The organism is Litorilituus lipolyticus, from assembly GCF_006439335.1.
Taxonomy (GTDB): Bacteria; Pseudomonadota; Gammaproteobacteria; order Enterobacterales; family Alteromonadaceae; genus Colwellia; species Colwellia lipolytica.
The window spans coordinates 306,422-330,165 of sequence record NZ_SAWY01000036.1; the positions used below are offsets into that span (position 1 = coordinate 306,422).

Annotated in this window: 26 protein-coding genes; 15 read left to right on the forward strand and 11 right to left on the reverse strand. The window is 37.7% G+C overall.

The annotated features are described in order from the left end of the window. The first annotated feature begins 13 nt into the window (after nt 1–13). From EPA86_RS14825 to EPA86_RS14840, 4 genes are all read left to right on the forward strand, one after another. On the forward strand, nt 14–667 hold the full coding sequence (locus EPA86_RS14825; protein ID WP_140604979.1) for a cytochrome c oxidase subunit 3 family protein: 654 nt from the start codon (nt 14–16) through the stop codon (nt 665–667). A 9-nt stretch (nt 668–676) separates the two neighbouring features. Further along, nucleotides 677–958, forward strand: a complete 282-nt coding sequence (locus EPA86_RS14830) for a cytochrome C oxidase subunit IV family protein (RefSeq protein WP_140604981.1) — start codon at nt 677–679, stop codon at nt 956–958. Nucleotides 959–1,045: 87 nt separating this feature from the next. Beyond that, a complete protein-coding gene (locus EPA86_RS14835; RefSeq protein ID WP_140604983.1) occupies nt 1,046–2,020 on the forward strand; it encodes an SPFH domain-containing protein in 975 nt (324 codons plus the stop codon). 30 nt (nt 2,021–2,050) lie between these two features. After that, nucleotides 2,051–2,509 carry an NfeD family protein gene (locus EPA86_RS14840; RefSeq protein WP_140604985.1) on the forward strand — a complete coding sequence of 153 codons (459 nt, stop codon included), beginning with the start codon at nt 2,051–2,053 and terminating at the stop codon, nt 2,507–2,509. Between the two features lie 70 nt (nt 2,510–2,579). Here the strand turns inward: EPA86_RS14840 and EPA86_RS14845 are convergent, their stop codons facing one another. The 3 genes from EPA86_RS14845 to proB all read right to left on the reverse strand — a co-directional run bounded on the left by EPA86_RS14845 (nt 2,580) and on the right by proB (nt 6,022). Then, the gene (locus EPA86_RS14845) at nt 2,580–3,407 is read right to left on the reverse strand and encodes an FKBP-type peptidyl-prolyl cis-trans isomerase (protein WP_170309673.1); all 828 of its coding nucleotides are present in this window, start codon (nt 3,405–3,407) and stop codon (nt 2,580–2,582) included. A gap of 210 nt (nt 3,408–3,617) precedes the next feature. After that, nucleotides 3,618–4,874 (reverse strand): glutamate-5-semialdehyde dehydrogenase, encoded by a 1,257-nt coding sequence (locus tag EPA86_RS14850; RefSeq protein WP_140604989.1) that lies wholly within the window; start codon nt 4,872–4,874, stop codon nt 3,618–3,620. A gap of 23 nt (nt 4,875–4,897) precedes the next feature. Next, entirely contained in the window at nt 4,898–6,022 is a 1,125-nt protein-coding gene (proB, locus tag EPA86_RS14855) for a glutamate 5-kinase (RefSeq protein ID WP_140604991.1), read from the reverse strand. 356 nt (nt 6,023–6,378) lie between these two features. Between proB and EPA86_RS14860 the strand changes: the two genes are divergently transcribed. Together EPA86_RS14860 and EPA86_RS14865 are read left to right on the forward strand one after the other, a co-directional pair. After that, nucleotides 6,379–7,293: an acyltransferase gene (locus tag EPA86_RS14860; protein WP_140604993.1), complete on the forward strand. Its 915-nt coding sequence runs from the start codon at nt 6,379–6,381 to the stop codon at nt 7,291–7,293. Then, nucleotides 7,290–8,528, forward strand: coding sequence for a mechanosensitive ion channel family protein (locus tag EPA86_RS14865; protein ID WP_140604995.1), 1,239 nt, complete (start codon nt 7,290–7,292; stop codon nt 8,526–8,528). Before EPA86_RS14860 ends, EPA86_RS14865 begins: the two co-directional genes overlap by 4 nt. A 30-nt stretch (nt 8,529–8,558) precedes the next feature. Here the strand turns inward: EPA86_RS14865 and tesB are convergent, their stop codons facing one another. Further along, complete coding sequence (tesB, locus tag EPA86_RS14870) at nt 8,559–9,416, reverse strand: acyl-CoA thioesterase II (RefSeq protein WP_140604997.1); 858 nt, start codon at nt 9,414–9,416, stop codon at nt 8,559–8,561. A 199-nt stretch (nt 9,417–9,615) separates the two neighbouring features. Between tesB and EPA86_RS14875 the strand changes: the two genes are divergently transcribed. Continuing rightward, nucleotides 9,616–9,873: a hypothetical protein gene (locus EPA86_RS14875; protein ID WP_140604999.1), complete on the forward strand. Its 258-nt coding sequence runs from the start codon at nt 9,616–9,618 to the stop codon at nt 9,871–9,873. Between the two features lie 102 nt (nt 9,874–9,975). Here the strand turns inward: EPA86_RS14875 and EPA86_RS14880 are convergent, their stop codons facing one another. Next, entirely contained in the window at nt 9,976–10,815 is an 840-nt protein-coding gene (locus EPA86_RS14880) for a DUF417 family protein (RefSeq protein ID WP_246058413.1), read from the reverse strand. A 201-nt stretch (nt 10,816–11,016) separates the two neighbouring features. Between EPA86_RS14880 and yihI the strand changes: the two genes are divergently transcribed. The 4 genes from yihI to hemN all read left to right on the forward strand — a co-directional run bounded on the left by yihI (nt 11,017) and on the right by hemN (nt 13,974). Then, nucleotides 11,017–11,586 carry a Der GTPase-activating protein YihI gene (gene yihI, locus EPA86_RS14885; protein WP_140605001.1) on the forward strand — a complete coding sequence of 190 codons (570 nt, stop codon included), beginning with the start codon at nt 11,017–11,019 and terminating at the stop codon, nt 11,584–11,586. Between the two features lie 5 nt (nt 11,587–11,591). Continuing rightward, nucleotides 11,592–12,080, forward strand: coding sequence for a DUF2489 domain-containing protein (locus EPA86_RS14890; protein ID WP_140605003.1), 489 nt, complete (start codon nt 11,592–11,594; stop codon nt 12,078–12,080). Nucleotides 12,081–12,158: 78 nt separating this feature from the next. Next, nucleotides 12,159–12,470, forward strand: a complete 312-nt coding sequence (locus EPA86_RS14895; RefSeq protein ID WP_140605005.1) for a TraR/DksA family transcriptional regulator — start codon at nt 12,159–12,161, stop codon at nt 12,468–12,470. 133 nt (nt 12,471–12,603) lie between these two features. Further along, nucleotides 12,604–13,974 carry an oxygen-independent coproporphyrinogen III oxidase gene (gene hemN / locus EPA86_RS14900; RefSeq protein ID WP_140605007.1) on the forward strand — a complete coding sequence of 457 codons (1,371 nt, stop codon included), beginning with the start codon at nt 12,604–12,606 and terminating at the stop codon, nt 13,972–13,974. A gap of 151 nt (nt 13,975–14,125) precedes the next feature. On the opposite strand, the gene rmf is transcribed toward hemN, so the two are convergent. Beyond that, on the reverse strand, nt 14,126–14,299 hold the full coding sequence (rmf, locus tag EPA86_RS14905) for a ribosome modulation factor (RefSeq protein WP_140605009.1): 174 nt from the start codon (nt 14,297–14,299) through the stop codon (nt 14,126–14,128). 407 nt (nt 14,300–14,706) lie between these two features. Next, nucleotides 14,707–14,928 carry a DUF3820 family protein gene (locus tag EPA86_RS14910; RefSeq protein ID WP_140605011.1) on the reverse strand — a complete coding sequence of 74 codons (222 nt, stop codon included), beginning with the start codon at nt 14,926–14,928 and terminating at the stop codon, nt 14,707–14,709. Between the two features lie 158 nt (nt 14,929–15,086). Between EPA86_RS14910 and EPA86_RS14915 the strand changes: the two genes are divergently transcribed. Continuing rightward, nucleotides 15,087–16,199, forward strand: a complete 1,113-nt coding sequence (locus EPA86_RS14915; RefSeq protein ID WP_140605013.1) for a DUF3083 family protein — start codon at nt 15,087–15,089, stop codon at nt 16,197–16,199. A gap of 21 nt (nt 16,200–16,220) precedes the next feature. Here EPA86_RS14915 and EPA86_RS14920 read toward each other — a convergent pair whose 3' ends face one another. Next, complete coding sequence (locus EPA86_RS14920; protein WP_140605015.1) at nt 16,221–16,751, reverse strand: response regulator transcription factor; 531 nt, start codon at nt 16,749–16,751, stop codon at nt 16,221–16,223. A gap of 38 nt (nt 16,752–16,789) precedes the next feature. Continuing rightward, nucleotides 16,790–18,037, reverse strand: a complete 1,248-nt coding sequence (locus EPA86_RS14925; protein ID WP_140605017.1) for a sensor histidine kinase — start codon at nt 18,035–18,037, stop codon at nt 16,790–16,792. 181 nt (nt 18,038–18,218) lie between these two features. On the opposite strand from EPA86_RS14925, the gene msrA reads away from it, so the two are divergent. After that, nucleotides 18,219–18,770, forward strand: coding sequence for a peptide-methionine (S)-S-oxide reductase MsrA (gene msrA / locus EPA86_RS14930; RefSeq protein ID WP_140605019.1), 552 nt, complete (start codon nt 18,219–18,221; stop codon nt 18,768–18,770). Nucleotides 18,771–18,837: 67 nt separating this feature from the next. Here the strand turns inward: msrA and EPA86_RS14935 are convergent, their stop codons facing one another. Then, nucleotides 18,838–19,521 carry a DUF3313 family protein gene (locus tag EPA86_RS14935; protein WP_140605021.1) on the reverse strand — a complete coding sequence of 228 codons (684 nt, stop codon included), beginning with the start codon at nt 19,519–19,521 and terminating at the stop codon, nt 18,838–18,840. A 269-nt stretch (nt 19,522–19,790) separates the two neighbouring features. Between EPA86_RS14935 and EPA86_RS14940 the strand changes: the two genes are divergently transcribed. Next, on the forward strand, nt 19,791–21,962 hold the full coding sequence (locus EPA86_RS14940) for a DUF6351 family protein (RefSeq protein ID WP_140605023.1): 2,172 nt from the start codon (nt 19,791–19,793) through the stop codon (nt 21,960–21,962). Nucleotides 21,963–22,025: 63 nt separating this feature from the next. Here the strand turns inward: EPA86_RS14940 and EPA86_RS14945 are convergent, their stop codons facing one another. Then, entirely contained in the window at nt 22,026–22,649 is a 624-nt protein-coding gene (locus tag EPA86_RS14945) for a LysE/ArgO family amino acid transporter (protein ID WP_342777400.1), read from the reverse strand. A 112-nt stretch (nt 22,650–22,761) separates the two neighbouring features. Here EPA86_RS14945 and EPA86_RS14950 point away from each other — a divergent pair, with 112 nt between their 5' ends. Beyond that, a complete protein-coding gene (locus EPA86_RS14950) occupies nt 22,762–23,649 on the forward strand; it encodes a LysR family transcriptional regulator ArgP (RefSeq protein WP_140605025.1) in 888 nt (295 codons plus the stop codon). Nucleotides 23,650–23,744: the final 95 nt, after the last annotated feature.

Sequence of the window (23,744 nt, forward strand, 5' to 3'; positions counted from 1 at the left end):
AGGAAGTCAATTCATGACCGTTTCAAATGTTGCCAGTGAGCAATTTGTTGGGCAGGCAGAAGAAACCTTTTATCTAAACGGTAGTGGCAGTGTCACTACCGAGCCTGAAACCTTAAAGAAAATACCGGGTAATAAGGCTGTTTGGGTAGGTATTTTTGCCGAGCTATCAGAGTTTGCTGTTTTCTTTATCGCTTATTTTATTGCCAAGGCGCATAACCCCATTGAGTTTGAACAAGGGCCACTTGCCTTGAATACGTTAGCGGGAACGTTAAACACCTTTGCCTTAATTACCAGCAGTTACTTTGTAGCTAAGTCGTTAGCAGCTATTCGCGTCAATGATCCACAAAAAAGTATACGTTGTTTAAGCTATGCGGTGTGCTGCGGCGCGCTATATTTACTGATCAAGTTTTGGGAATACCACTGGAATGTCGACCATGGCATTCATGCTGATACTAATAGCTTTTTCAGTATGTATTACTACATGACCTTCAACCATTTAATTCATGTGTCGTGGGCAACTTTGAGTTTGCTGTGGGCAATTTCACAAATTAAAGTTGGTAACTACACTCAGCAGCGCCATGTCGGCTTAACGGCTATTGCCTGTTATTGGCACATGGTTGATTTAGCGTGGGTGATTATATTTCCATTGCTGTATGTTTTACGTTAGGAGTCGATGATGACATTAGATAAATTAGATATTACTTGGCTTATTTTACTGACGATTACAATGGCTAATGCTTTGGTGGCAGAAACAGCTGAACCTCATTTAGTGATAACGGCTATTATCTGCTTTTCAATTGCCTATAAAGGTCGTCGTATAATTGATAACTTTATGGAGTTAGCTCATGCCAATGACACCATTAAAAAGTTGATGCGAGCTTACTTTTATATCTTTCCTGCGCTGATTTTTTTAACAGATGCTTTTTCAACACAGTTGGCGGCATTAACGACGTTATAGCTAGAGTGTCACTTGCAGTTGCATGACGATAAGGGTAGATTGATGGGCTAACGCAGAGGATTACATAATAATAAAGGAATAGTATCAATGCCCTTACTCGAAGAATTAGTTACAAACCCAACACTTTGGTTGACCATAGTCATTTTATATACCTTAAAAAAAGGTATCTATTTTGTTCCGCAAAATCGCGGCTATGTGGTTTACACTCTTGGTAAATACAGCAAGACATTATCAGCAGGTCTTAATTTCATCATACCTTATGTGCAGTCGATTGCTGCCGATAGAAACTTAAAAGAGCAATCGTTGGAAATTACTTCACAGCCTGCTATCACCAAAGATAATATCACCTTAGAAATTGATGGTATTTTGTTTATGAAAGTTACTGATGCAGCGGCTGCAACAAACAATATCACTGATTACAAAGTCTCGGTTACGCAGCTTGCTATGACAACAATGCGTAATGCTATAGGTTCTATGGAATTAGATGAGTGTTTTCAAAACCGTGATGGAATAAATGCACAAATTCTGTCAGCGATGACAGAAGCGACAGAGCCGTGGGGTGTCATGGTGACGCGTTACGAAATTAAGGATATAACACCGCCGCAAAGTATTCGCGAAGATATGGAAAAGCAAATGACCGCAGAGCGTGAAAAACGTTCTGTTATCTTAACGGCAGAGGGTGTTAAAACGGCTGCAATTACTGAGGCCGAAGGTCAAAAGAGAGCGCGAGTACTTGATGCGGAAGCTGCTAAAGCTGAACAAGTCTTAGCAGCTGAGGCGACCAAAGAATCTCAAATACTTGAGGCGACAGGTAAGGCAGAGGCTATTCGCTTAGTTGCCGAAGCTGATGCATCTGCACTTGATGTTATTGGTAAATCAGCCAGCACTTCTGAAGGCAAATCTGCGGTAACCCTGACACTTGCGCAAGACGCTATTACCGCACATCAAGCCATTGCCAATGAAAGTACTGTGGTACTCACTGATGGGAAAACCGGTGAAAATGTTGCTAATACGGTTGCTCAAGCCATTGCCGTGTCTAGTAGCTTAAAGTTACCTAATTAGTCCTCGCTATTTGGAGGTTTCGGAGCATCTATGGAATATTTTTTAGAAAATCATCATCATTTATGGTTTTTAATTGCGGGCATTAGTTTCATTATAGAGCTAAGTATTATGGGGTTAAGCGGCCCACTACTGTTCTTTGCTATCGCCAGTGTTATTACCGGTATTTTAGTAACAGCAGGCGTGTTAACTAGTTGGCAAATGGAAATCCTTTCGGTGGGTATAGTTTCTGCACTGACCGCGTTAGTTTTATGGAAGCCTTTAAAGAACCTGCAAAATTCACGAAGTAAGACTGATACTTCAAGCGATATGATTGGTTTAAAGGTACCGATAACAACAGATATTACTGCAACCTCAGGCAACATTCGCTATTCAGGTATTAATTGGAACGCCCGATTAGCTGATGATGCGAGTGTTGATGTCATTCCCTCAGCGCAGCAATGTCAAATAGTGGCAGTATCGGGCAATACCATGTTGGTAAAACCTGTGTAAATCAATATGAGATAAATATTAAAAAGCCTATTAGTAAATTAATAGGCTTTTTTTTGGGGCTAGTTTCAAGTTAATGTTTATTGCTGGCTATTTCTTTTTTGATTTTTTCAATCATTGAAAGGCCGAATTCACTTTGTGGATTTAATTTAACAGATTGTTGAAAAGCTTTTAAAGATTGTTCTTTTTGATTGTTTTGATAATAACCATCAGCTAATGAATCCCATACGTTCCATGAGTTGGGATAGGCTAAGCTATTTATTTCAAATACGGCAACCGCCTCGTTTAATAAGCCTCTTTTTAATAGGGTGTAACCATAACCGTTCAAAACATTTTCGCGAAAACTGTATTGCTCAAAAGCTGTTGCTTTTAAGTGATGGTATTGATTTTTAGCTGCGGCTAAGCCTTTTGTTTTTATGGCTTCGTCCAAAACAATGGTGATATCTTGTTTAGGCTCACCAACTGACATGACTTCATAATCAAAGATGAGTGTTGCATTGGGTGGTATAGAGTTTTCAATACCTTTGTCGCCATAGGCTAAATTGGGCGGTACGATGAGTTTATAACGATCACCAACGCGCATTTTTAACAGTGCTTCTTCAGCTCCAGCAATGACTTGTCGTTTCCCTGTGATGAAATAAAAAGGCTCTGTGTCTCGTGAGCTTCCAAATGATTCACCCGTTGATTGTAAAAAGCCAGTCCAATGAAAGGCGACTTCTTTGTTTAATTCAACAGCAGCACCTTGTCCTGACTTGATTACGCCATACTGCAAACCACTTTCAGTAGTAATGAGCTTGGCTACGCTAGGTATTTCTGCTTTAGCCGCTTGTATAATGGGGCTAGTTAAGCAAGCAAGTAAAGTAACTGTGGTAAATAGTATTATGGTTCTGGCTAACTTCATGGAAAATCTCATTATGTTTATACAAGGGCCGTTGTCGAGAGAATATTAGAAATTAGGTATATTGTATACTGTTTTTGGTGGGTGTATTTTTTATTTGGCGCCGTGAAGTGGCTTATAAATGGGGTATTTGCTGATTACTGGTATAAAAAGAAAAAAGGCCTAACCTAACGTTAGACCTTCTCAGAAAAAGTAAAATATAACTTATAGTGTTTACGGCCTTACTTGTCCGTCACCAAGTACCACGAATTTTTCAGTGGTTAAAGAAGCAAGTCCCATAGGTCCATATGCATGTAACTTGCTGGTAGATATACCAATTTCTGAACCTAAACCTAATTGACCGCCATCAGAAAACCTTGAAGAGGCATTAACCATAACTACTGATGAATTGATTTGGCGGATAAACTTCTGCGCTCTGGAAGTATCTTGACTGACAATTACTTCAGTATGATCAGAAGTATATTCATTAATGTGTTTAATCGCATCATCAAATGAACTAACGACTTTAATAGCAATTTCTTGGGCTAGGTACTCTGCATGGTAATCTTCTATGCTCGCTTGTTCTGCATTTTTGAAAAACTTAATGCTGTTGTCGCAAGCGTGTATTTTAACCTGCGCAGCATCAGCTAGTGCTTTTGCCGCAAGTGGCAAAAACTCATTTGCAATATCTTGATGTACTAATAAGGTTTCAATCGCATTACAGGCACTTGGTCTTTGGGTTTTGCCATTAATAAGAATATCGATAGCTTTGTTTAATGCAGCATATTTATCGATAAATAAGTGACATACCCCTTTGAAATGCTGAATTACTGGTATTTGACTATTTTCTGTAACATAGCGGATAAGTCCTTCGCCACCACGTGGAATAACCAGATCAATAGAGTCGCGCTGCTTAAGTAATAACTCAATAACTTCACGGCTAGTATCAGGGATTACAGAGACAATATTCTTATCAATGTCTTGGCTATCGAGCACATCATGTAAACATTGAGCAAGGGCTAAATTACTATGAATAGCTTCTGAACCGCCACGTAGAATGACGGCATTGCCTGATTTGATACATAAAGCCGCAGCCTCTGCAGTAACATTCGGTCTTGCTTCATAAATCATGGCAATAACACCTAGTGGAATACGCATTTTTCCAACTTGCATACCATTAGGGCGAAGCGATAAGTTAGCGATATCGCCAACAGGGTCGCTAAGGCTCGTTATTTCCCTGATGGCATTGCTGATATCACTCACGCGCTCGGGCGTTAATAATAATCTATCTAGCATGGCTGCTGATAAACCTTTAGCTTCACCTGCCGCAATATCTTTGCTGTTCTCATTAATGATTATATCTGCTTGTGCTTCAATGGCATCAGCCATCGCATTTAACAGCGCATTTTTCTCTATTGTTGTTAATTGTGCGGCAACTCGGCTGGCAATTTTGCTGCCTTTGGCCATGTTATCCATAGAAAATGAAGTCATTTATTTGTCTCTTGAGCTTTTATTTAAGTCTTTGTGTTGTTGCGTTCATTGCTTATTAACACCATATCGTCACGATGTACTACAACATCACCTAAGTCATGGCCTAAAATGCCATCGATTTCATCGCTGTGCTTGCCCATGATACGTTTAAGATCATGGTAACTGTACAAGCTAATACCTTTGGCAATAATACGCTTACTTTGCCCATCGATTAATTCAATGGTGTCGCCGGCTTTAAAGTTATTCGCCACTTCTTGGATGCCAGAAGGCAGTAATGATGCACCTTTATTGATCAGCGCATTAACCGCGCCAGCATCCAGAATAATTTGACCACGACTCTTTAATGTATGCTTTAACCAATGCTTTTTCGCTGTGATAATGTCTTTGTCAGCAGCAAAGCGGGTACCAGGATTGACTTTATTTAATAATGAAGCGAATACTTGGCTTTTGGTACCGTTGACGATGTAAGTATTAATACCGTGCTCAACAGCCTTTTCAGCCGCTTGGATTTTTGTTTTCATGCCTCCGGTAGCAAGATGATTACGACTCGTTCCTGCCATGGCGTATATTTCATCAGTAATTTCATTAATTTCTGGGATAAGTTGTGCATCGTCATTTACTTTTGGATCTTTGGTAAATACACCATCAATATCGCTTAGAATAAATAGACTATCTGCTTCACATACCTGTGCGACCAGTGCTGCTAAATTGTCATTATCACCTACGGTTAAATCGTCCGTAGTCACAGTGTCATTTTCATTCACAATAGGTAAAACGCCATTCGCTAACTGAATATTAATCGTTTGCTTAATGCTAATAAAACGTTCTCGGTCGGCTAAATCACTCTGTGTTATTAAGATTTGACTACAGGGGTTATCAAAAAAGCGTTGCCAGTTAGCCATCATTTGCATTTGCCCAACAGAAGCCATTGCTTTTTTAGTGGCAACCGATAATTTAGGGGAGCCATGATGGATTAAACTACGTCCGGCGGCTACACCACCTGACGAGACTAAGATAATTTCTTTACCTTGATGTTGGCAATTAGTGATAAATTGTGCGATAGCAAGTGCGTACTTACCGCTACAGCCATCACTGGTAGGTGCAATTAGTGCGCTACCTACTTTTATCACTGCTCTTTTAAAATTCATTGTTTCTCCTATAATGTCGCTAAATTCAGTATGCAAGAAAGCGAGTATTCATTCAATACAACAAAGGGCTAAAGCGACTAATTCAATAGATGAAAATAGACTTTTTAATAGCTTATCTAGCTAGTGATGGCTCAAAGCTACTTTTTAATGATTTTAAAAGGGATTTTGTAGTGAATTACTCGTGCAAAATTTTCAGGTGATGATTTATGCAACAAGTAGAAAAGTTACCTTGAGAGGTTAGGTTCTCAGTGTTTGGTGATATAAGTCACCAATAAACAATACAATTTATTGCCAATTCATGGTTAAATATGCCAACCAAGACTTTAATGCTTTAATAACACGCTTTATAACAAAACATGCTAAATTTTTTACCTGGGCCAATTATCGCCTTTTTGTCATTATCTCTATATCTATTAAATACTGTATTTTGGTTGTTACCAATTTTACTTTTTGCATTGCTTAAGGCCTTGTTTCCTTTTGCTTTTACTCAAAAAATATTTAGTTATTTACTTGATTTGTCGGCGAGCAGTTGGGTGGCGTGTAATAGTGTAAATCAAAAGATATTTACGCAATTCGACATTCAAGTGACTGGCTTAGAAGAGCTGAATAAAAAAGATTGGTATTTAGTGTTAGCCAATCATCAGTCTTGGGTTGATATTATTGCTTTACAACGAGCATTACATGGCAATATTCCTTTTTTAAAATTTTTCCTTAAAAAAGAGCTGATATATGTGCCTATTTTGGGGTTAGCGTGGTGGGCTCTCGATTTTCCTTTTATGAAGAGATATAGCCAAGCATTTTTGAAGAAGAATCCACATTTGCGTGGCAAAGATTTAGAAACTACTCGAAAAGCGTGCAGTAAGTTTAAACATAAACCTGTAAGTATCATGAGCTTTATTGAAGGCACCCGCTTTACCCAAGAAAAATACCAAAAACAAAAGTCACCATTCAAACATTTGTTAAAACCAAAAGCAGGTGGTATTGCCTTTGTGCTTGATGCTATGAATGAGCATTTAACCACGATTATTGATGCGACAATATATTACCCTGATGGCGTACCGAACTTTGTTGACTTTTTGTTTGGTCGGGTAAAAACTGTTCATATTGAAATACATACTCGGGAAATAGCGCAAGAGTTAAATGGTGATTATTTTAATGACCGTGCTTATAAAATATCATTTCAAAAGTGGTTGACTCAATTCTGGCATGAGAAAGATGAAAGACTTGAGCGGATGATATTAACCCATAACCAGAGCAAGGATAGTGAATGAATGAAATAATTAGTATTTGGTTATCAAGCCAAGGAGTCAGTGAACGCCATCTTGAGGTCACAACACTTGGCACAGGTTTAGCTATTATTGTTGTTTTAGCAAGTATTAGCTTTTATTTTTCCAAATACCAATTATTGAATGTTGTTAAACACCTTATTAAGAAAAGTCGAAACACTTGGGATGATGCGCTAATTGAGCACCAAGTGTTAAACAGAATGACCTCATTAATCCCTTTAGTTATTATTCTGTTTCTTACGCCACTAATCCTCGATGCTGAAAGCAAAGCCAGTACTATGTTGGTACTCTTTGCTAAAGTCATGTTGACCTTTCAAGTTGCACGTAGCCTAAGTGCTTTATTAAATGTGAGTCGTAGCATTTACCATGAAACGGCTAAACAAAAATATGTGCCACTTAATGCGATTATTCAAGTAATAAAACTAGCGCTGTATCTAGTTGCGACTATTGTTATTGTTGCATTAATTATCAACCGTTCGCCGGTATATTTGTTAAGTGGTTTAGGCGCATTAACGGCAGTGCTTTTGTTAATATTTCAAGATACTATCAAAGGACTTGTTGCGAGTATTCAAATATCTGCCAATAAAATGGTTGTTGCGGGAGATTGGATTGAATTGCCCAAATATGGCGCGGATGGTGATGTTATTGAAATTGGTTTAAGTACTGTTAAAGTTGAAAATTTTGATAAAACCATTACCACCATTCCAACTTATGCCTTGATCAGTGATTCATTCAAAAACTGGCGCAATATGTATCATACTGGAGCTAGAAGAATAAAACGTACCCTGATCATTGATATTGCGAGCATAGATTTTTATAGCTTAGATAAAATTGATTTCTTAACGAATGCTTCATTATTAAAAACTTACCTAACTGAGAAAAAGGCGCAAATCAACTTGATCGAAGGGGAAGTAAAAACCTCTGAAGCATTAGATAAAATTAATAGACGACAATTAACAAATATTGGTACTTTTCGCGCCTATGTTGAATTGTATTTAAAACAAAATAGTAATATTCGTGATGACCTAACCTGCATGGTTCGGCAACTGCCTGCAACTGCGAGCGGTTTGCCGTTAGAGGTATATTGCTTTGCCAATACCTCTGATTGGGCAAAGTATGAAGGTATTCAAGCGGATATTTTCGACCATCTCTTTGCTATCGCGCCGCAATTTGATTTACGCGTATTTCAACACCCAAGTGGTTTTGATTGGCAACGCTAGCCAACCAAAACCCAGTTAACTTAGATGTGGTTATCGTTGGCGAATAACCCCTTCTTGCATGGTTGAGGCAACTAACTCGCCTTGACGATTATACACTTGCCCTTTAACTAATCCTCTGCCGTTGCTCGCTGATGGGCTGTCCATACAGTAAAGTAACCAGTCATCGAACCTAAAAGGTTTATGAAACCACATAGCATGATCAATTGTGGCGATTTGAAAGTTTGGCTGCCAATGACTTACGCCATGAGGATAAAGTGCTGTTGGTAAAAAATGGAAATCTGAGGTATAAGCCAGCATATATGTATGAATGCGTAAATCATCAGGTAAATCACCATTAGCTTTAATCCACATTTGACATGCAGAATCTGCTTTTTCTGGTTTGAGCCAGTCATACTTCTGTACAGGGCGCAAATCAATAGGCTTTTCAGCTAGGAATTTTTGCTTCATCGGCTCAGGTAAAATATGCTGAATTTCATGAATGTAATCACTATAAGAACTTACCTGCGCAGGTGGGGGGACAACGGGCATAGTATCTTGGTGTTCAAAGCCACTTTCAATGTGCTGAAAAGAAGCTGTCATGTAAAAAATGGCCTTACCATTTTGAATGGCTTGCACACGACGCGTACTAAAACTCGCACCATCGCGAATACATTCTACATCATAGACAACAGGTTTACTGGCATCGCCAGGACGTAAAAAATAACTATGCAGTGAATGAACAAACCTATCGTCTGTCACGGTTTCTTGTGCGGCTGATAATGCTTGTCCCATAACTTGTCCGCCAAATAGTGCTTTAAAACCAAGATCTTGGCTTTGACCTCGGTAAATTCCTTGCTCAATTACTTCTAACTTAAGTAAGGCGAGTAATTCATCTAACACAGCGCTCATTTCTAGTACCTATAAATTAATGATCTGAATAATATGTTATACGTTAGGTATGACCAGTTTACAGTGAATTCTAATCGCTATTGATGTCCAAAGCAAAATGGGTTAAATTTTAGCCTGAAATGTTAATTGTAAGTTAATCTAAACTTAGGTGTATGATTTTTATTTAAGGGACTTGAATGAAATCTTTAAGGGATAACACATGCAAGCAGCAGAAGTAGCACAAGAGAGGCGTGAGTCACAAACGATTGCAGGTGATGACAGTTTATGGGATGAGTTAACCTTAGCTCAGAAATTTGCTGCCAGTAGCTTAACTCAGTTTGGTTATAAGCTCGCCTTTGTAAGAGATGTGAATAATCAAAATCTTGCAGTATTAGTTTGTAATGAAAACGTTGCTACTATTAGTAAATCTGGAGAAATAAATACCGCACCAAATATCAAGCTAAGGTGTGAAGAATAAGTACTCTTGGTTTACTAATAATATTAATACGTAAATAGATGTACCTTGAAAAGCTGCTTCCTAAGTGAAGCAGCTTTTTTTATGGCATAAAATAAAAGATATCTAGTGTTGCTGAGCAGTATTAGGCGCATGTTGCGATAGCTGCCAAAACATAATTAAGTTAACAATAAACCAGAGATCTTTAATTAAAAAGTGCCCACCTGTTGTTAATAGGGTTTCAGCTGAGGTGGCCGCATCCCAAGAAAAGAAAAAGCTTTGTGTCATAACAAAGACAATACCAGACATAGCAATAGCTATGTTTACTAAGCGCTTGTTATAAATAGCTGCAATCAGTAAAGCTACCACGAATAAATCGTAAACACCGATAATATTTGATGTGGTTTGTACATCCCAAAACGTATACATCCATGACATAAATGGAGAACTTGCGACTAAATCTTCAATACCTTTCGCTTCTAGTAAAGTAAACTTCATGCCACCTATCCATAGCAAAACAAGCATAACAGGCATTAAACTTAACCACTTTTTAGTATGTAAAGAAAGCCTCGGGTAAGTGAATAAAATACCTATAGTGAGTAGTGCGGCATATTTAATAATACCTTGGCCTGAGCCGATTGCAGGAAAGCCACCTAATGATGCTATCCACATTGAATGACCTAGTAATGACATGAGAGGGATAACAGCCATAATAATGAGTAAATAGCCTAATTTTTCTCTATGTTTATGCTGTTTTAGCGCCATAAAAGCCAAACATGCTGCAAGAGCAAATGCTATAACGGCTATTAAGTTACTGACATATTGTGGAATGTGCTGACTAATACCGTAAAAGTCGGTAATGAGAGCAATATGACTATGATGGCCCATTAACACCATTGATACAGCTAAACTAGAAGTTGATAGGGCAATAATAATTAGAATGAGATGACTGAAATACTGTTTCATTTGAGCTTAATTCATATAGATAAAGGTATTGAAAAGACCTTTGAAGGCACTGCTTTATTTCAACTCATTATGCGTATTTTGATAAATAGACAAGAATGATGCTAACTTTAACGATAATTATGGGCAAATCTATTAATTTATTATGCAGTTGTCCGTTATTCGCGTAAAATGGAGGCATAGTTAATTAATTAGTATATTCACATGTCGCGTAAGAAAAAATCCAGAAAACCAGCATCAGCTCCCATTGCTAAGCCTAAATTAAGTAAAGCTGAATTAGCCAATGTTGAAAAGCGCGTTCGAAAGAAAACGGGTAAGCAAGCGGGTAATCGCCAGCAAGAAGCGAAAGTTGATAGTAAAAATACTACTAACCAACAGAGTCAAAAAGACCCTCGTTTAGGTAGTAAAAAGCCTATTGAGCTTGGAAAACTTGCCACAAAAGCTGAAAAAGCCCAGAAACCAGTTAAAAAGCCTGTGCCGCTAGCAGCAGTTCGTCCAGTCTCTATTTCGCAAGAGCAAACTGCTCAGCAAATGCTGCTTGCCATTGAGCAAGATGAAAAACTGCAACTTATTATCACTAAACAAGAAGATGATCTCGAGCTAACTGAAGCTGAAGTGGATTATTACAATGACATGATGGAACGCCATCAAGCCTTAACTGATGAGTTAGGTGTAGATGAAGAAGCGCTTGAGCAGTCGTCAAAATCTATCGATGAAGAATCACTTTGGGATAAACTCGATAGTCATGATTTTTCGGATTTTGATAAAGAGTAAGTGTCATGGATAACAATTGGATCATTGCGCTTGTTTTAGCGTTAGTCGTTATTGTGCCCTTAGCTTTTTATGCTGGCAGTTTACTTAAACAACTGGCACGACAAAATGCACTTGAACAAGAAGCAATTGCGGCCAAGCTTCAAGCTCATCAAACTCACGATAAAAAAATATTTGATAGTGTGATTATTATTGCCCGAGCAATGGAAGAAGAACAATGCGACTTTAGTGAGGGGTGCTGGCGGTTATCAGTGTTGTTAGATTCACTAAAGCTGAGCTCTGAGCTAAATCAAAAGTTTCCTGCTATATTTGAGTTATACAACGAGATAAAAGAGTTATCTATTCTCGAAGATCGAAAGCAATTAGCTAAAAAGCAGCGTATGAAAGAAGATTATCAACGCATAACGGCAGAGGCTAAGTTACGTGATCAAATTGCTGTTGAGATAAAGTCGGTTCATCAATTCGCTTCTGAGCAGATTACCTCGTTTTCTTTATAAGGATGTATTAAACAGGCAGGAAAATGGCTTTCATGGTTTTTGACTACTCTCTGTCACTTACAGCGAAAGGTGGTATCTATGTCTGAGCAACTAAAGCGTCAATTCACCCAACGTATTATTGAACTACAGCAACGCATTGATTCTATACATAAAGACTTCGCAGGTGGGCGCGATGCCGATTGGGCAGAGCAAGCAGGCGAGCGTGAGAACGATGAGGTCTTAAATGCTTTAGAGTCAGAAGCCAAAGTAGAAATTCAACAGTTATCTAATGCCATAATGCGCATAGACAACGGCCATTATGGCATTTGTCAGCAATGCGGAGATGAAATAGCCGAGCAGCGACTTGCGGTACAACCTGCAGCGCTAACCTGTATTCAATGTGCGCAATAAAGAATGAATTAACTTTTGCAGCTAGTGAAACTTACCGAGCTATGATTTGCTCCTCTCTCTTTTGCGCTTGATCAAGACCCTAAAGAAACTATTGTGTATAATTAGCAACGTTTTTAAATCATCGGTACATAACATGCAAGTAAGTCAATTTTTCGATAATCAGTTACTCAGTAAATACAACACGAGTGGGCCAAGGTATACCTCATACCCTACGGCATTAGAGTTTCATGATGACTTTAAGCATGATGATTTTATCAAGGCAATTGAAAACTCTAACAATCGCGACTTGTCGCTATATGTGCATATTCCTTTTTGTCACACGCTTTGTTATTACTGTGGCTGTAATAAAGTAATCACTCGTCACCGCGATAAAGCCGATACCTATTTAGAGTATTTGGCAAAAGAAATAGCCCTGCAAGCACCATTATTTAAAGAATATAGTGTTAAGCAGCTGCATTGGGGTGGTGGTACACCAAGCTTTTTAACCCATGAGCAAATTACTACTTTAGTTTCGCTGCTAAAAGAAAAATTTAACTTTTCTGATGACTTAGAAATGAGTATCGAAATTGATCCACGTGAAATCGAAATGGACTTAGCTGAGCATCTATTTTCGTTAGGTTTTAACCGATTAAGCTTAGGCGTCCAAGATTTAGATTTAAAAGTACAAGAAGCCATTAACCGTGTTCAATCAACAGAGTTTATTGGTAACTTTATTCAGCACGCAAAAACGGTTGGGTTCCAATCAATAAATATTGATTTAATTTATGGTTTGCCTCATCAAACCCCAGAAAACTTCCGTAAAACCTTAGATAAAGCCCATGAATGGGACGTAGATAGAATTTCTCTGTTCAGTTATGCTCATTTACCAAGTCGTTTCGCTGCACAACGCAAATTACGTGATGAATGGTTACCAAATACCCAAGAAAAATTTGCGCTAATGAAACTGGCCATTGAAACGTTATGTGAATATGGCTACGACTTTATTGGTATGGATCACTTTGCTAAGCCAAATGATGAGTTATCTGTTGCACAAAGTGATGGTTCTTTACATCGTAATTTCCAAGGGTATACCACGCGTGGTGAGTGTGACTTGTTGGGCTTAGGTGTTTCATCTATCAGTGCTATTGGTAATAGTTTTAGCCAAAACTTGAAAGATTTAAAAGAATACTACAAAGCCATTACAGAGCAGCAACATGCACAGGTGGTTGGAGTGAGCCTAACGGAAGATGACATTATTCGCGGTGAAGTTATTCGAGAACTAATGTGTAATCTTTACTTAGATAAAGAAAAGATTAACAAAAAGTACAATATTGTTTTTGATGAATATTTTGCTGAAGACTTACCTTTGTTGGATACCTTCATTGATGATGGTCTAGTTGATAATAGCGAAAAAGCCATTGCGGTTGACCAAAAAGCACGTTTATTAATTCGTATTATTTGTATGAGCTTTGATGCATATATGAAGAAGCACGTTAACCAACAACGTTTTTCACGCGTTATCTAGTTAATTTCATTTCAGGTAAAGTAATAAGGCGAAACACCTTGAATGTAAATTGGTTACCTCTGTGCTTCAGTATGCAAGTAATGATGGTAGGCATCAATTTAATTCAATGTGGTTCGCCAAAGTTTTGAAACTGGAAAAATGTTAAGTTAGATTACCTAAATAAGCCCATATTTCTATCAGCCACCGCTTCTCGCCAACCACCTAACCATTGCGATTTTGCTTCAATATTTTGATACGGACATTGCTCCTTTGCTTTGCCACAAAGCCCTGCTTGATATCCGTTAGAATGCGCTCTTCCTAATTTATCCCTTTTTTGCCTTTTCATTCTTTACTCCTCATAAAAATACCCCGTAACTCTTTGAAAATTTTATTTATTAATAAATGACTACGTAGTGTGTGGACAAAATATTCCTTCATTTTAAAAAGAAAATAGTCCTCTTATTTTCTGAGTGTTTCTAAGAAAAATCCATATTTCAAAATGTGAAATGCTTAGAAAATAGACGATTCATTTAAGAAGATTTTGCCAGTCGATGCAAGCAAAAAAGTTTTCATTTCTTACTTGAAAAAATGAAATTTTAAGCTTCAAATTGAGGGGGAAAAAAGCGAAAAAAAATTACGTTGTTAAAACAGGTTTTTAGTAAAACTATATATATTGATTTTCAATAAAAAATCTTATTTATAGAAAAAATTGATTTATAAGATAGAGTGTTTTGGGCGTAATAAAATACAGATTTAATCACCTCGTAGTAATGGTTTTAACATGCTCTCTAAACCATTTAATTTTATTTCGTAAATCAAGGCAAGTTGACTTCCTAATTTACCTTCAGGAAAGCCATTTGAATGAAACCATACTAAGTAAGGCTCAGGTAATTGCAATAGTTTACGTCCAGCATACTTACCAAAAGGCATGGTTTGGTTAATTGCTTCCACTAATGTTTTTTGCTCTTCTTGCAAGCTTTAATCTCCAAAATTTTATAAAAATAACATCATAAATTTAACATAAACCAGTAAGCTAATCTTGTCATTTTACTGACATTAATAAGTCACAAAAGCGTCATTAAGCCCCATTAAAATGGCGCACATTAATTAGACTAAAACGTAATGGAATTATTATGTCGATCATTAGAAAACGTAGTGCAGCTCATAAAGCTTATTTGCCCAATAACCTTAGGGACAATCAGTATATTTTGGCGGAGTTTAAATTGTCTGATGAGTTGTTGTTGGCGCTATCACCAGTGATATCGGAGTCATCACCTCAGCCTTATTATGCAACTTACCAAAAACTATCTAAATTATTCTTTGATATAACAGAAGAGCTTGAATTAAAAAACTGCCAATTTATCGCCAATGATAAATTAGCAAGAGTAAGGTTCAGTCAAGAAATGCATCAATGGCAAACCAATCAACAAATTTTGTTTTATTACAACCCAGAGCATCACCAATTAAACAAAGCTTTTTTTGATGCAACTAAGCGAGCTAAAAAAATTAGTTTATTGTTTTTAGCGACAGGTAGTGATATTCGCTTAAATGCAGCTTATTTCCATCAAAAAGTAGCACAAGTTGTAGCTAAGTTATGTAAACAAATTAATCTTGATATTGCTGAGGTTCGATTAAGAGATCACCAGCACTTAACTTATGATTTATTTGCTAAAAACAAAGGATGTCATAATACACAAACTCATAAATTGCGACATATTGAAAAGCGTTATCAAAGCCAAGAAGTCAGTATACCTATACATCATAGTGCAATGAATTACGCAGTAGTTAGTTTAAATGTGAGTAATGAACTAATGCAGTTAGTAGAGATAGATCAGAGTGCTAGGGATCCCTACAATCCTTTATATGCACACATCACGAACATTTTTACTCAAGCGGCTCAGCACTATAACCTCAATAATGCGGCCTTAATTGCTAATGGCTTGGTGCCCATTGTTCGCTATAGCATCCATGAAATAGTATCACGCGTGGGAGAGCTGCAAATGCTAGGTTATAATCCTGAGCAATTGCCTTGTGGCATAGTCAGTAAATGGGATGCAAACGAGTTAACAGACACAGTACATTTAATTTTTGTTGCAACAAAGGAAAACAGTACAGAGCACGGATTTGGTCGTTTTCTTAATCAAATTGAACAAGCCATGAAAGAAGTGTCAGAGGCGCTACATATATCAGCAAGTAAAGATGAAGTCTTAGTGAGGTTTCATCAACACATTGCTTATAACTTCTAACTTACTCCGCCATTTAGTGAATTAACTATTTGGCGGTTTTTTCTGAAGTTTACGTTGCAAGGTTCTTCTGTGCATAGAAAGCTGTCTCGCCGTGGCCGATATATTGCCCTGATTTGCTTTTAACACTTGTTGAATATGTTGCCATTCAACCTGCTCTGCAGATAAGGTTTGCTCATTGTCATCCGCTAATTCTATAGCTCCGGCCTTACTGTCACTGAGGGTAGCTAATAACGTTTGCGTATCTACAGGTTTTGCTAAGTAGTCGTCTGCACCAAGTTTAATGGCCTCTACTGCGGTAGCGATACTAGCGAAGCCTGTTAGCAATATGATTCGGCTATTAGGTCTTAATTTTCTTAAAGGGGTAATGATATTAAGCGTAGTTTCTTGCGCTAATTTCATATCAAGTAAGATAAAGTCAGGCATGTGTCGATGACAGGCAAGTAAAGCATCATTATTATTATCAACATGAAGACAATCATAGCCATGCTTTTCAAGGCGCCTTTTCAAGGTGTTGGCAAAAATTTCGTCATCTTCAACAATTAGTAATTTCAATTCATTTCTCCCTCAATGGCCTATTGAACACAAATAAATTACAGCGATAGTGGTTGTATATTTGGCAAACTTAAAGTGACCAATGCGCCGCCCTTTTGGTGGTTAGTTAACGACAACTTACCACCGAGACGTTCTAAACTTGCATGACTAAGAAATACTGCCATGCCAAGCCCTTGCTCACTATCAACGGGCTTGACACCTAATTCGGTTAACTTTTCTAAGGTAAATCCTTTGCCATAATCTCTAATAATGAGCTGCCAATTGTTATCAATAAGTTGGCTACTAATCGTTAAGGCCAAGCTATTATTGGCCTTACTAGCGCGTATAGCATTGTTAATTAAATTCAATATCGCCGGTAATAAAGCCGCATCAGCTTTAACTTGTACATTATCTTGTTCAAGGCAGTTCAATTCAAGGCTAACTTCTGGGTAGTTAACATCGATATTTTCTTTAATTTGTTTCAGTAATTCTTGCGTGTAAAGTGGCGCAATGGTTTGTTCTTTAATGGAGAAGACCATGTCTCTAAAGTCAGAAAGACTATCTCTACATCGAGCAAGTTGTATTTGCATATCTTGAATAACAGGATTATCAGGAAAATCTTCTGATAGTTCATCAGAAAGTAACTGAACGGTTGCAATGGGCGTTGCCAGTTGATGGGTGACTTGAGCAGAAGCAACCCCAAGGGATGTGACTTGCTCTTGTTTGAGCAAGTCTTCTCGATAAGCTGCAATAGCGAGTTCTTGTTGATTGATACTTCGTGCCATTTTGCCCACCACTAGGGCAACAACTAACGCGGAGAATAAAAAGTTAATCCCCATGCCAATAAAGTGTCCTTCCATATTACCGTGCATTACACTCATGGGTAAAAACCAGAGCAAAGCGCTGTATGAAGCGATGGCCAACGAGGCCACAATGGTAAGTAATACCGGGGTTAAGGTTACAGCAGCAATGGCAATGGGTATAAGGAGCAGTGAGACAAACGCATTAGTCGCACCGCCACTAAAAAAGAGTAAAAAGGATAGAAATAAAATATCAGCACAAATTTGAATTAATACTGCTTTTTGCCTAGCATTATCATCGCTTAAATGATGCTTTTTATAGTAAACACTACTAACTAGAGTAAAAAGTACCTCAAGGCCTATCACACTAAAAAGTGGTGTCCACGGTAATTCATATTGCAGTATTAGATTGACGAAAAAGATAAGCAAAAGTTGGATGGCAATAGCGATAGAGCGCAAGGCAATAATCGCTTGAATTTGATTGGCTCGACTAATAAATTTCGGCATATATGAAAGTATTTTTGTTTAGTTAGGTCAAATATAAACACATACTACCTGAATGATTGCTAACAAAGTAATTGATAAAACATTAATTTGATAAGGATCAGGAAAATAGCTATAGACGTCTAAACGTCCGTAATGTATTCTTCCATCAAGGTGAAAATACGTAAGAAATGAAGATAAATATATGACAGAACAAGCGACTAATAAAAATATTGAACAAGCCGTTCTAGCTGGCGGTTGTTTTTGGTGTATTGAAGCAGCCTATAACAGTTTAAAAGGTATTATCAGTGCTACTTCTGGTTATATGGGCGGAGAAGGTGTACCAAGCTATGAAGCTGTATGTAAAGGGGATACAGGCCATGCAGAGGTGGTAAAACTGGAGTTTGATGCGAATATTATTTCTTATCAGGAAATTTTAGAGATCTTTTTTACCTTACATAATCCCACACAACTCAATCGCCAAGGGAATGATATTGGTTCACAGTATCGTTCAGAAATCTTTGCCTATGATGAACAGCAGAAAAGAATTGCGAGCAATATTATTGATGAACTAACAGCTGCTCAGAGTTTTGATGATGTTATTGTTACTCAAGTATCACCAGTGAGTGTATTTTTTCGTGGTGAAGATTACCATCAAGAGTACTTTAACAATAACCCTGAAAATCAGTATTGTCAGGCTGTTGTTTCACCAAAGCTTGCCAAATTTAGGCAAACTTTTGTTAGTAAATTAAAATAACAGATATCTATCTGATGGAATGATGTGTGACGTTTCTTACCTTAAGAAAACGTCACATGACAATAGTTTACTTGGTGTGAGCTTCATCAAATTTTGTTCTTAGCTTTTGGGCCCAACCTCTGATAATACGTCTAGCATCAGCCCGATTAGACACGCGTGTCGACCATTGGTAAAAGCCATTGTCTCTACCACCTTGGGCATCGATTACTCGCGCTAGAATCTCACCACTGACACTGTCATATATTTCTAAAAATAATGTTGCCTCACCTGAATCTTGGGTATAGGTTCTTGTTCTTGATGCAGTTGAAAGGTCGGGGGCGTTAACGTCTAAATCAATTATAGATGGTTTGATCAGCAAGGTGTTGGCAGATGGCTCTGACACAACGGAATATCCAGTTCCTTTATTGAATTCTTCAATAAATATTTCATCAAGCATAGTCGCCATCGATTGTTTTATTCTAATAACATCACTGTCTTTTACACGCGTTGAGATTGAAGCGGTGCTACGGTTATAGTTACGCATCCAGTTCTGTTTAAAAGCAACAGTGCTCGGCATAATTTGCACTTGATTATAAGTACTAAAATCAACCCCGGATTTTTTATAAGCAATAGTTGATCGCGTTGATAACTTAAGGTTTAAGCCATCTTCAGAAACCTGTGGTGCATTACTAGGATTAGTGGATGAGCAACCAATAGCTAATGATGCGCAAAGTATTATTGCAAAACTTTTAAGTGGATGTATTCGATTCATTTAGATTCCTTGTTAATGAAGAAGTTGTAATTAAAACATATCAACTAAACAGCAGTATATACATAGTGATTTATGTTTATATAGGCAGATTTATAAACATAATAATGGCATACAATAGTCAATAACTACAAACTCACAGCAGTCATTTACAAAAAGAGGGCTTTTTATAAAAAAACAATCTGATTGAAAAATGTACTATTTACTATACTCAAGTTATCTCGTAAAGGGACTTATTTTTAATTTCGTTAGCTTAATAAAGTGGTGAGCTTATGAAAAAAATAACTTTAGTCATTCCTTTCTGTATAGCAATCATAGCACTACTGTATCTATCGCTGCCATATGAAGACCCTTACGAACACAGGCAAGTTGTAGGTGTAGCAAGCGCTGAAGACAATTATCTTTTACCTATAATTCCTCATGTTCGTTTATCAAGCAGGCCTGAAGAAACGTTCCAATTCCCAATCAAATTAGGAGAAGTTGGCCCGAGTCATTCTCTATATTCTGGGCCTAAGCAATACCCTTTTTATTGCATGACTATAGACTCTAAAATAGGTCAGCCCTTAGTCGATAATCAGCAAGGTTTAGGTGTGCCTGTATATGATGATTTGAGTAAAAGAAATGAAATCATCGGGTACTCAAAAGACTGCTTAGTGCCTTCACATTTAAAATTTTATTATCTAAGTAAAGATAACCACCTTATTAAATTATCTAAAAACCAGTTTGCTTATGTTCATAACTTACCGAATGCAAAGCAGCCTTTAGCCCTTTTTAGAGCAGAACAAGGCAGTATTAACCGCTTTATATATACCATCGCCATGGCAATAACTCCTGAAGAACTAGGCGAAAGAGTAAAGAGCAGCGTTTGGAATAAAAAGCTTATTTATCAATTCAATGGTGGCTCTGGTATTGGCTTTAGACAAGGTAGGCAAAAAGCGACAAAAATAATTAGCCGTCGATTGCCGCAAATCCAGCAAGGTTACGCAGTAATTAGCTCTAGTGGTAATCGCACAAGCTACACGTATAACATGCTTATTGCTGAAGATACGGCAAGGCGAGTTAAATTACACTTTAAGAGTTTATTCGGTGAACCCCTTTATACCGTAGGTATTGGAGGTTCAGGCGGTGGATTAGCGCAATACCTTATCGGGCAAAATAGCCAAGGCATTTTAGATGGCCTAATTCCACAATACTCATACCCAGATATGCTTAGCCAAACAATTTATACCTTAGACTGTGATTTGCTCAATAATTATTTTACCTTCAGAGATAGAAAAAATAGTCGATGGCAGCAATGGGATCAAAGGCAGTTACTCGAAGGAATGAATACCCTGAATGATTTCCCTCAGAAGATCGCTTTTTTACAGCCTGTTGCGCAATTAATGGCGGGTATGGTGCCCAGTTTTCCTGAAGGTAACAGTGAATGCATAAATGGTTATTTCGGTTTATCTACGTTTATTCATAATCCAAGGCAAGGTTTTTTACGCAGCTTTTTTAGTAAAGCTGTAGTGAAGCAAACAAATTGGAACTACTGGGAAGATATGGCGTGGCTATTTGAGCGTGATGAACATGGCCTAGTGCAAAGTACTTGGGATAATGAAGGTGTTCAATACGGTTTAAGAGCGCTAAAACAAAAGCAGATCACTGTAAGTGAATTTATTCATATAAATAAACATATAGGAAGTTGGAAGCCTCAACATGAAATGAAAGCAGAGAGTATTATTACGCCTTTTGGTCGAAAAATGCCTTTATGGATATCGTTATGGGGTAGCGATAATATTACACAGGTGAGTCATGATACCCAAGTAGCTCCAAGGCGTAGTGCTGCGCTTGAAGCGATAAAGGCAGCCTATCGAGGGGGACAAGTTTTCATTGGTCGCTTAGACTTACCCATTATTGATGTTCGGCACTATTTAGAAGAGAAACTCGATATGCATCATATGTCAGCTTCATTTAGTGCTAGGTTAAGGCTTCAACAAGCCAATGGACATGCCAATAACCAAGTGATTTGGGTAGCTAAACGAGATTACGATCCGAGTGAGCTTGCTTTCTCTATGATGGATAGTTGGTTGCTCACCTTAAAAGAGGAGCCAACACTTTCTGTTTCACAAGCTAAGCCAGCGCAATTACAGGATATTTGCTTTGATGAGCAGGGAAATATTATTGCCCAAGGAAAAAGCGTGTGGGATGGTCATTGGAATCAACGAGCAGAAGGTGAATGCGCAAAAGCGTATGCAATTTTTTCAAATAGTCGAATTCAAGCTGAAGGCCCTTGGCAGGGTAGTATTTTTAAGTGTCAATTGATCTCGGTGGCACAAGCTATCGCACAAGGTTTTTATGGCAGTATTAACGTTACTGATCACCTTGATGAATTAAAAACTATTTTTGCATCAGGGGTGTGTGATTACCGCAAAGAAGATGCTGGCAGGCCAAATGATATTTAACTAAAACGGTATTAGGCAGTACTTTATGTTAAGTACTGCCAAACCATTTAGCCTAGACAGGGTTTATCTTGCTAGCCATGTCATTAATAGTGACCAGGCAATAGACCACATTACAATGCCGATTAACGTGTCTATTACACGTTTGACTTTTGGTTGACTTAACTGATGTGAAAACTTGGCTGCGCCAATAGCTAGGCAGCTAAACCAAACCATTGAAGCCAAAATAGTACCCATTAAAAAAGCTAACTTTGCATCTCCTTGGTATTGTCCTCCAACACTGCCGATAACCATTACCGTATCAATATAGGCATGGGGGTTTAAAAAAGTGACGACCAAACTGGTCATGATAATGACCTTAACTGACTTATGCTTTGAACTGAAAACTGCATTTGATGTAGAGCTAAGATATGCAGATTTAAATGACATCCAGCCATACGAAAGCAAAAAGGCAATGCCTCCCCATGTTAGTAATGTAAATAGCAAATCACTACTTGATAAGATCAAACTACCGCCGAAAATGCCAAGCGACATTAATAGCACATCGTAAAGTACAAAAAGGCTTGCTGTCATTAAATGATGATTACGGTTAATCCCTTGATTTAACAGCAAAGAATTTTGACTTCCAATGGGTATTATCATGCTTAAAGCTAGGGTAAAACCTTTAGTCATTACAAGTAAACTCATCATAATTCTCCACCGAATTTGTTTTTAAGATGAGCGAAGTTTGCACCTTTTTGTGATATAAATATAATTAATAAATCTTAACCATCATAAGTAAAACTTATACTGGGTTGCTGCTATGTTTGATTACAAATTACTTTCTGCGCTCAATGCGATTATTGAAAACCAAAGTTTTGAGCTTGCTGCGAAAAAGTTGTTTATTAGTCAGTCAGCCATTTCACAACGCATAAAGACTTTAGAAGAAGCGGTTGGTCAGCCTATAGTTATTCGAAGCCAACCAATAATGCCTACTTTAGCAGGCGAAAAATTATTAAGTCACTATAAAAAAGTGCAGCAGTTAGAAAGCGAGCTCTTACCCAATTTATTACCTGAAAAACCACTAAAGCCTTTAAATATAGCGATAGCTGTTAATGCTGATAGCTTGGCAACTTGGTTTATTAAAGCGATTACTCCTGTTGTTGCACGTGAATTAATTGAATTGAATATTATCATTGAGCATGAAAATACAACGATTGATAAGCTACGTTCCGGTGAGGCAATAGGTGCAGTTAGCACAGTGGAAAGCCCGCTTAAAGGGTATCGCTCTTTTTTGTTGGGAAAAATGGAATATTGCTTAGTGTCTTCAAATAGCTTTAAAAGAAAATATTTTGCTAAAGGAGTCACAAAGCAAACGTTAAAAATGGCACCTGCCATTAGTTATGATCATAAAGATGATATGCACACCGCCTATATCGCTAAACACTTTAAATTAGCAGCAACTGAGTATTATTGTCATACGGTAAAATCCTCAGAAGCATTTGTTGGATTAGCGAAAGCTGGGGTGGCTTATTGTTTATTACCAAAGCTACAAATTGAAGAAGAGCTGGCATCAGGTGCATTGATTGATTTATGTCCAGATAAGCAATTGATCAGAACTATGTATTGGCATAGTTGGGTACTGGTAAAAGGGGTGAATAAGTCCCTTTCTCAAGAAATAATTAAGACAGGACAAGCGCTACTAAGTTAATAGCGCTTGTATGGATAATACACCCACCTTTTTTATTCTTTTTTAAACCAGTTTAGGTAAAGTGAGGCCCAAGCTTTGGCTGCAACCAAAGCCTT

Coding starts and splice junctions, on each gene's coding strand:
- EPA86_RS14825 (WP_140604979.1), top strand. CDS start 14: ATGACCGTTTCAAATGTTGCCAGTGAGCAATTTGTTGGGCAGGCAGAA.
- EPA86_RS14830 (WP_140604981.1), top strand. CDS start 677: ATGACATTAGATAAATTAGATATTACTTGGCTTATTTTACTGACGATT.
- EPA86_RS14835 (WP_140604983.1), top strand. CDS start 1,046: ATGCCCTTACTCGAAGAATTAGTTACAAACCCAACACTTTGGTTGACC.
- EPA86_RS14840 (WP_140604985.1), top strand. CDS start 2,051: ATGGAATATTTTTTAGAAAATCATCATCATTTATGGTTTTTAATTGCG.
- EPA86_RS14845 (WP_170309673.1), bottom strand. CDS start 3,407: ATGAAGTTAGCCAGAACCATAATACTATTTACCACAGTTACTTTACTT.
- EPA86_RS14850 (WP_140604989.1), bottom strand. CDS start 4,874: ATGACTTCATTTTCTATGGATAACATGGCCAAAGGCAGCAAAATTGCC.
- proB (WP_140604991.1), bottom strand. CDS start 6,022: ATGAATTTTAAAAGAGCAGTGATAAAAGTAGGTAGCGCACTAATTGCA.
- EPA86_RS14860 (WP_140604993.1), top strand. CDS start 6,379: ATGCTAAATTTTTTACCTGGGCCAATTATCGCCTTTTTGTCATTATCT.
- EPA86_RS14865 (WP_140604995.1), top strand. CDS start 7,290: ATGAATGAAATAATTAGTATTTGGTTATCAAGCCAAGGAGTCAGTGAA.
- tesB (WP_140604997.1), bottom strand. CDS start 9,416: ATGAGCGCTGTGTTAGATGAATTACTCGCCTTACTTAAGTTAGAAGTA.
- EPA86_RS14875 (WP_140604999.1), top strand. CDS start 9,616: ATGCAAGCAGCAGAAGTAGCACAAGAGAGGCGTGAGTCACAAACGATT.
- EPA86_RS14880 (WP_246058413.1), bottom strand. CDS start 10,815: ATGAAACAGTATTTCAGTCATCTCATTCTAATTATTATTGCCCTATCA.
- yihI (WP_140605001.1), top strand. CDS start 11,017: ATGTCGCGTAAGAAAAAATCCAGAAAACCAGCATCAGCTCCCATTGCT.
- EPA86_RS14890 (WP_140605003.1), top strand. CDS start 11,592: ATGGATAACAATTGGATCATTGCGCTTGTTTTAGCGTTAGTCGTTATT.
- EPA86_RS14895 (WP_140605005.1), top strand. CDS start 12,159: ATGTCTGAGCAACTAAAGCGTCAATTCACCCAACGTATTATTGAACTA.
- hemN (WP_140605007.1), top strand. CDS start 12,604: ATGCAAGTAAGTCAATTTTTCGATAATCAGTTACTCAGTAAATACAAC.
- rmf (WP_140605009.1), bottom strand. CDS start 14,299: ATGAAAAGGCAAAAAAGGGATAAATTAGGAAGAGCGCATTCTAACGGA.
- EPA86_RS14915 (WP_140605013.1), top strand. CDS start 15,087: ATGTCGATCATTAGAAAACGTAGTGCAGCTCATAAAGCTTATTTGCCC.
- EPA86_RS14925 (WP_140605017.1), bottom strand. CDS start 18,037: ATGCCGAAATTTATTAGTCGAGCCAATCAAATTCAAGCGATTATTGCC.
- msrA (WP_140605019.1), top strand. CDS start 18,219: ATGACAGAACAAGCGACTAATAAAAATATTGAACAAGCCGTTCTAGCT.
- EPA86_RS14935 (WP_140605021.1), bottom strand. CDS start 19,521: ATGAATCGAATACATCCACTTAAAAGTTTTGCAATAATACTTTGCGCA.
- EPA86_RS14940 (WP_140605023.1), top strand. CDS start 19,791: ATGAAAAAAATAACTTTAGTCATTCCTTTCTGTATAGCAATCATAGCA.
- EPA86_RS14945 (WP_342777400.1), bottom strand. CDS start 22,649: ATGATGAGTTTACTTGTAATGACTAAAGGTTTTACCCTAGCTTTAAGC.
- EPA86_RS14950 (WP_140605025.1), top strand. CDS start 22,762: ATGTTTGATTACAAATTACTTTCTGCGCTCAATGCGATTATTGAAAAC.